Source organism: Nodosilinea sp. LEGE 07088 (assembly GCF_015207395.1).
Classification (GTDB): Bacteria; Cyanobacteriota; Cyanobacteriia; order Phormidesmidales; family Phormidesmidaceae; genus Nodosilinea.
The window spans coordinates 22,420-29,958 of sequence record NZ_JADEWX010000060.1; the positions used below are offsets into that span (position 1 = coordinate 22,420).

Consider the following 7,539-nt stretch of genomic DNA (forward strand, 5'->3'; position numbering starts at 1 on the left):
ATAGCCCAGGGAGCAGAGGTCGTCCCCAGTATAGGCACAGTTATTTTGGCCCCTGTGTAGTCTTGACTGCATTACAGCAGATGCCCTGTTGCGGTGGTGACGATCGCCAGATCAGCTGTGGGGCCAGTGCAGTAGCTGTTGTTCGGCTTCGGCAGCGGGCAACGGCTTGGCAAAACAATAGCCCTGGGCGTAGGGGCAGCCTAGCCGACGCAGTTGGTCGAGTTGGCTCTGGGTTTCAACACCCTCGGCGATCGCATCCATGCCCAGGCCTTGGGCCAGGGCCAAAATCGCCTGCACCATGGCCACGCCGCGCGGGTCGGCCTCCATAGCCAGAATAAAGGAGCGATCGATTTTGAGAATCTGCATGGGAAACTGGTGCACCATACTCAGGGATGAGTAGCCGGTGCCAAAGTCATCAATGCCCAGCTGAATGCCGCGATCGCGCAGGGCCTTTAAGATCTGCTCGGCAGATTGGGGGTTTTCGATCAGGGCGCTTTCGGTAATTTCAAACCGTAGGTGGTCGCCGCTGAGACCAGTGGTCGCCAACACCCGGTCGATGGTGTCGATCAACTGGGCGTGGGCAAACTGCTTCACCGACAGGTTGACGCTAATGACTAAGTCATGGGCCTGGGGATGCGCCTGTTGCCACTGCTGCAGCTGCTGACAGGCCGCCAGCTGAGTCCATGCCCCAATGGCGAGAATCAGGCCGGTCTCTTCGGCTAGGGGAATAAACGTGCTGGGCGGAATCATTCCCCAGCGCGGGTGATGCCAGCGCACCAGCACCTCAAAGCCGATCAGGCGCTGGTGGGCGAGATCGACGATGGGCTGGTAGTGCAGGGCCAGCTCCTGGCGGTCGAGGGCCCGCTGTAAATCGTTTTCGAGGGTGAGGCGAGTGGCCACCTGCTCGTACATGGCCGGGTCAAACAGGGCCGACTGCCCCCGGCCATTTTCTTTAGCCCGATACATGGCGGTATCGGCATCGCGTAAGAAGTCTACGGCTTCTGCCGCACCGGTGAGCGTTGAGGCAATCCCGACGCTGGCGCTGATAAAAATCTCGCGCCCTTCGAGCACCAGGGGAGGGTGCAGTACCCGGTGAATGCGTTCGGCCACCGTCAGAGCATCCTCAATCACCGCAATGGGATTGAGCAAAACGGCAAACTCGTCGCCCCCCAGGCGGGCTACCATATCGACCTCCCGCACCACTGAGCCCAACCGACGGGCACATTCGATCAAGAGCTGATCGCCCACCAGGTGCCCCAGGCTGTCGTTGATTACTTTGAAGCGATCGAGGTCGATAAACAACACCGCAAAGCGCGCCTGGGGAGACGTTTTGGCCACCTGCACCGCCGCGTTGAGCTGCTCCATAAAAAAGGCTCGATTGGGCGACCCAGTCAGGGGGTCGTGCAGCGCTTCGTAGACCAGGCGGTCTTCGATCAATTTGCGATCGGTAATGTCGGTGAGGGTACCCACCAGGCTGACAATGTCGCCCTGGCCATTGCGCTGGGCCTGCCCCAGCAGTTGCACCACGCGCCGGTTGCCGTCGGGGCGCACAATTGCCCCTTCTAAATTGAGCGGCTGACCAGTACGGCTGGCCTGGGCCAGCTGCTGGTTCCACCCAGTGCGATCGCTAGGGTCAAGGGCGGCCAGCTGAGCCTCTAACGGCAGCGGCGGCTGGCCGGGGTCAAGGCCATAGATGCGAAACATCTCCTCCGACCAGGTGAGCCGTTGGCTGGGCAGGTAAAGCTCCCAGCTACCGGTATGGGCAATGCGCTGGGCTTCTTTCAGGCGAGCCTCGGCTCGCTGGCGATCGCGGAGCTCGCGCTGGGCTTGGGCCAGGGTTTGGGCTTGCTGCACCGCAATGGCGAGCTGGTCGGCAACGGTTTGCACCAGCTCAATGTCAGAAACCTTCCAGGGATCGGTTCCCGGTTCAGGGGCGTGCCGATGAATACCCAGGCAACCCCAGGGTAGAGCACCACTGATGTGTAGGGGCACCAGCAGCCAGCAGCCGGGCAGCGTCGCCAATAGCTGGGGCAGGTCTGACAGTGTAGCCGAAGCCTCCCCAGCTATTGACGATGTCGTATCGAGCTGCACAATATCGAAATTTTTAAGTTGACGGGCCACCGAGGCATTGTCATCAAAGACGCCGTCCAGCAGGCTGGGCAGGGTGTCGTCGGCTCGATGCTCGACCAGCACTCGCCACACTCCGTCGGCGGGCTGGCGCATCTGAATATCGACGTGGTCGGCTTGGAGCAGGCGGGCGACTTCACAGGCGGCGGTTGCAAAGATATTGTCAAAATCTAGGGAGCGGCGAATTGCTTGGACTACCCGATTGAGCGCCTGTTCACGATGAATTTGGTGTTCGATCTGCTCGTAGGCTCGCTTGCGGCTGGTGACATCCTGAAAGTACACCGCCAGCCCCTCCTGGGTGGGGTAGACGTGAAACTCACACCAGCTGTCGGAGTGGGCCATATATTCTTCAAAGGTGAGCCCGACGCGGTCGGCCATAGCCCGACGCAGCTCTTTAGACATGGCCGTACCCAACACCTCAGGGAACTCGTACCAGAGATTTTGGCCCAGCACTTGGTGGCGCGATCGCCGTAAAAACTGCTCGGCCCGCTGGTTTAGGTAGGTAAATTGCCAGCGCTGGTCGAGGGCAAAAAAGGCGTCGGTAATGCTCTCGAGAATGTTGTTGATGCGCTGGTGCGAAGCCTGGAGAGCCTGCTCGGCAGCCCTACGTTCAGCCTCTTCCTGCTTGCGAGCGCTAATATCTTGGGAGACGCCAATGCTAAATAGCAGCTGGCCATCGCCATCGCACACCAGAGATACCGTCAGGGCAACCCAGACAAAATTACCGTGCTTATGGCGATAGCGCTTTTCAATCGCAAAGGAATTGATTTCACCTGCCAGCAGGCGATCGTAATAGCCTAGATCAAGCGCCAAATCGTCGGGGTGGGTAATGTCGATGAAGGTTTTGCCCAACAACTCTTCCCGGCTGTAGCCGAGCATTCGACACATGCCTGGATTGGCTTCCAGCATTTGCCCGTCTAGGCTGGCCTGGCAGATGCCCAGGTTGATCTGCTCAAAAACGGCTCGAAACCTGGCCTCAGCATCTCTCAGGGTGGCCTGAATCGCCTTTGGCTGACCCTCCACTAGGTCCCCAATGGAGGCGGTACCATTGCCAGCCTTGGGGATGGAGCTGGCAAACCCGATCGCACTAGCCCTGTCACTGGTGTCTAGAGAGTTTGAATCAGAGAAAGCGGTCATTGACGACACCCTTGACAGTAACGTAGCGCCTCAACTAAATCACCCAGCTATGTCTCGGCATGGGTGAAAGGCTACGGTAGCGGCCTTAAGATACCCCGCCAGCGCTGCTCCGTCCACAGGGTTAGCCCTTGACAACAGCTGACTCAACCAAATCAGCTGCCACTTCCTGGCGTAAACGAGCCAGGGTCGCCGACGTATCAGTATCCTTGAGAATAGCGGCCAGGGTGGCGCTCACCCCCTCTGGGCCCCAGGTACAGCCCTGCTCCAGGTAGGTCTTAGCGGCCTGGCCAACCGCGTAGGAGCCGTAGCCTGCGGCGCTGGCCTGGGCCGTCATAGCCCCAGCCAGGGCCGCTACCCCCGAGGCGTTATCGACCAGGGTCACCAAAGCCGCCGTAGTTTTACCGGCCCCCAGTAGCCCGCTGCCCGCCTCGCTCAGCAACAGCGTGCCCGAGCTTTTGAGAATTGCTCGCCACAGTCGCCCCGCCTCGTGGTTCGTAATCGGAAAACCATAGATCCGCGCCAGGGTGCGGATCAGCACTAGGTCGATGATGACTCCCCCCAGCAAATCTAGTCCGGCAATCGGATTGAGGGCCACGGCGACGGCTTTGTACTTGGCAAACTGCCAGATCGTGTCATCGGCGCGATCGCCGTGCAGGCGGGTAACATGGCTCACCATATCGCCTTCGATCGAGCGGGCATGGCGCAGGGCATTCAGCGCCACCAGGGCGGGGCCATCCTGGGCCACAATGGTCAGCAGCGCCTGCCGCAGGGCTTCTATCTCCGGCGGCTGGGGTTCCCACTCTTCACGGGTGCGGCCATCGGGCCATTCAATCCGCACTTTGAGCGGGGCGGGGTTGGCCGCTACCATCACCACATCGTCTACAGCCAGCTGGGTGCGAGGCCCGCCCTGCCCCTGGTCAGCCCAGAGACGATGCAGGCTATCTCTCACCGTCTGACGATCGACCTCAGGGTACAGGTCAACCTTGTTAAAGACCAGCAGCAGAGGCTTTTGCCGACGCTGTAGATTGAGCAGGGCAGTGTACTCTAGCGGGGTAATTTCCCCAGCTACCACAAACAAAATCAGGTCGGCCTGATTGGCCACCGTTGCAGCCATATCGGCCTGCATATTGCCCCCCACCTCATCTAGGCCAGGGGTATCGACTAGCTCAATCTGCCAGGGTTGGCCAGTTTGAATGTCTGGCTGCCAATAGACCGAACGCGGCCAACGGGTGACGCCGTGCAGGGGGCCAGTCTCCAGCGCGGCGTCACCCACCAGGGCATTGATGAGCGCCGATTTACCTCGACTCACGAGCCCAAACACAGCCACCCGTAAACAGCGTGACTCCAGCTTGGCCGTCAGGGTCTGGAGCTGGTTGAGCCCGGTTTTAACCGCCGCCTGGTGAGTGGCCGTCGCCCCGCTCGCCTCGCCCTGGAGCGCCCTAGAGTAGCGGTCAACCACCTGGCTGAGGGTTTGACGAGCGCGATAGATCAGCGGAGAAGGGGGCATAGGGTAGCCAGGGTAAAGGGAAGAGAGACTGGGGCAACCTGCCGACATCGCCCCGGTTGCACCTCAACGGTGCGCCAAGCTTTAGCTCCGGTCAAGCCTGACCGGAGCTGTATCCGCAGGTGCAGCCTCCACGGCCACGGGGTCACACCCGCCAGCGGGGGTATCGAGATTCAAGACAGGGGCGCTACTGGCAGGTAGCTGAGCGGGCTTGAGAATGTCGATGCCCTGCCGGGTTAGCGACTGCAGCAGGCTCAGCTGGCGATTTTGCTGCACCGTGCTCTGCAACCGCTGGGCGATCGCATCCCACGACAGCTCAGCGGTGGGGGTACCCGCTAGGGCCGCCTGCTCAAAGTAGTCAGCCAGGCTGAGGCCAGCCATACGGGTGAGGTAGGCGGCGCTGAGTCCTTGCACTAGGCCCCCGGCGACATAGGTAGCAAAGTGCCCCTTGAGCACGGCGGTGAGCACCTGAGTCGAGAGCTCAACCAGCCCCAGTTTCACCGTCAGACGGGCCAGGGTGCCCGCCGCCATTTTAGCTTCGTCTAGGGACAGGTTAAAGCCATAGAGCTGGCCCAGATCCATAATTAGCTGGCCGTTGATGGCGACGGTGGCCAACAGGTCGAGGGTGGGTACGGGGTTGGCAAAGGCGGCGGCCCCGGCGACCCACTGGAGCTGGTCAATCTGGGGCAGGGCGCGATCGCGGCGCAGGCGGTTGAGGTCGGTCTGCACCTGCTGGCGCAGCACCCGAGTACGGCGTAGCACAGTCGCTGCGACTAGGGTCGATCGCCGAGCCACCAGAGCCGAGTCCATCGCCACCGCCAGGCCCTCGACCTCGGGCGGCGGCGTCTCTAGGGTTTCGCTGACCGTACCATCGACCTGGTGGCGGCGCACCTTGATGGGGCGGGGAGCTGCGGCAGTGGCCACCACCGCCACCGGGGCGGGTAGGGTAGCCACTTGCCGCTGGAGTTGGGTCAAAATCGTCTGCTGGTCGGCGGTGTCATAGTGATCTCGCTTGTTGAAAACCAGTACGGCCCCCTGGCCCGCAATCAGGCGATCGCGCAGCAGCGTCAAGGCGCTGTCAGTAATATCGCCGTCGGTGATCAGCAGCAGGCCGTCGTAGCCCAGCCAGTCGGGGGTAGCATTGGCGGCCAGCGACTCCTCCTGTAGAAGCAGCGGGCGATCGGAGGGGAGCAGGGGGAGCAGGGTGGTTTTACCGGTACGGGGGTCTCCGGCGATCGCCACTCGTAGCGTCGGGCGATCGAGCTCGGCCACGAGAGCCTGATGCTGTTGCTGATAAGCCCTCAGGGTCTCGGGGAGCACCGTGGACACAGCCGCCAGCTCAGCTTCCTCGGCCAGGGTCGCTACCCGCTCGGCCAAAGCCGCCAGCTCAGCCTCGACTCGGGTACGATCGACCACTGGCGGCGCCATGGGCTTAGGGGTGACCGGAGCGCGATCGCCCCGTCGCCACCACCATACCCCCGACCCCAGGGCAATGGCGCTCAGCAAGGTCGAGCTAGCCAACGGGTTGAAGTGGGCGCTGCCCAGCAGCGCCAAGGTAGCCGACAACCCTAAGCCGCCGACTAGCAGGGGGCGTTTGAGCAGGTGCTGCCACCCCATCGGGTGCGGTCCACCCTGAGCAGCAGCGGTGCTGTTCTGATCGGTGGCGATCGCCTGGTTACCGTCATTCATCAATCCTGAGCCCCATGTTCTGCCCTTCATCTCTGGTGCAGCGCCGACCCGACCCGGCTCCCCGCTCTCTATTGTCGCAAAGGAACTCCCGTTCCTCCAGGGGGACTTCCTACCCATAAACACCGTAGTGCCCGTCCGGATCACGCAGCGAGCGGTCAGTAATCCTACTGTAAACTGGTGTAGCGCTCTAGCTGGCCGCCCCTTTTCTTGAACTGAACTCACTGCTATGCAACCCACCCTGACCCCCGGCACCACCCTTCAAAACCGCTACCGCATAGTGCAAGAGCTTGGTCACGGGGGGTTTGGGCGCACCTATCTAGCCGTCGATCTGGGGCGCTTTGAAGAACAATGTGCCGTCAAAGAACTCGAGCCGCAGCAGGGCGATCAGTTCTCAGACAAGGCCCTGCAACTGTTCCAGCGAGAGGCCACCATCCTCTACAACATTGAGCACCCGCAGATCCCAAAATTTCAGGCCATTTTCGAAGAAAATCAGCGGTTGTTCCTGGTGCAAGACTACATTGACGGGGTCACCTACCGAGAGCTGCTCAACCAGCGGCTCCAGCAGGGCATGACCTTTTCCGAAGCGGAAGTGCGGCAGTTTTTGCGCCAGATCTTGCCGGTGCTAGCCCATATCCACAGCAAGGGCATCATTCACCGCGACATTAGCCCCGACAATGTTATGCAGCGCCGCGCCGATCAGCTGCCGGTGCTGATCGACTTTGGAGTGGTCAAAGAAGTCGTCACCCGCATCCAGCCGCCGGGCTCTCCCAGTCAGGTGACCTCGGTTGGCAAACTGGGCTACGCCCCCAGCGAGCAAATGCAGTCGGGTCGAGCCTACCCCAGCAGCGATCTCTATGCCCTGGCCGTGACGGCCATTGTGCTGCTAACGGGCAAAGAACCTCAGGAAATTTTCGACGATGTCAACCTCAACTGGCACCTGCCCCCCACCCTCAGCCCAGGGCTGCTACAGGTGCTGCAGCGGGCCACCAGCTACCGACCGGGCGATCGCTACCAGTCGGTGAGTGAGATGGCCCAGGCCCTCGGGGCCGCAGGTACAGCGCCGGGACGGCCCACTGCTCCAC

General features: G+C 61.5%; 4 protein-coding genes. 1 reads left to right on the plus strand and 3 read right to left on the minus strand.

Going from position 1 to position 7,539, the window contains the following annotated elements; translation table 11 throughout:
* Positions 1–111 precede the first annotated feature (111 nt).
* The 3 genes from IQ254_RS14815 to IQ254_RS14825 form a co-directional block, all read right to left on the minus strand.
* Entirely contained in the window at positions 112–3,264 is a 3,153-nt protein-coding gene (locus IQ254_RS14815; protein ID WP_193966930.1) for an EAL domain-containing protein, read from the minus strand.
* A gap of 121 nt (positions 3,265–3,385) precedes the next feature.
* A complete protein-coding gene (locus IQ254_RS14820) occupies positions 3,386–4,771 on the minus strand; it encodes a GTP-binding protein (RefSeq protein WP_193966931.1) in 1,386 nt (461 codons plus the stop codon).
* 81 nt (positions 4,772–4,852) lie between these two features.
* A complete protein-coding gene (locus IQ254_RS14825; RefSeq protein ID WP_193966932.1) occupies positions 4,853–6,457 on the minus strand; it encodes a YcjF family protein in 1,605 nt (534 codons plus the stop codon).
* A gap of 226 nt (positions 6,458–6,683) precedes the next feature.
* Here IQ254_RS14825 and IQ254_RS14830 point away from each other — a divergent pair.
* Positions 6,684–7,539, plus strand: an 856-nt coding sequence (locus tag IQ254_RS14830; protein ID WP_193966933.1) for a serine/threonine-protein kinase, incomplete at its 3' end; no start/stop codon positions are given.

Coding starts and splice junctions, on each gene's coding strand:
- IQ254_RS14815 (WP_193966930.1), bottom strand. CDS start 3,264: ATGACCGCTTTCTCTGATTCAAACTCTCTAGACACCAGTGACAGGGCT.
- IQ254_RS14820 (WP_193966931.1), bottom strand. CDS start 4,771: ATGCCCCCTTCTCCGCTGATCTATCGCGCTCGTCAAACCCTCAGCCAG.
- IQ254_RS14825 (WP_193966932.1), bottom strand. CDS start 6,457: ATGAATGACGGTAACCAGGCGATCGCCACCGATCAGAACAGCACCGCT.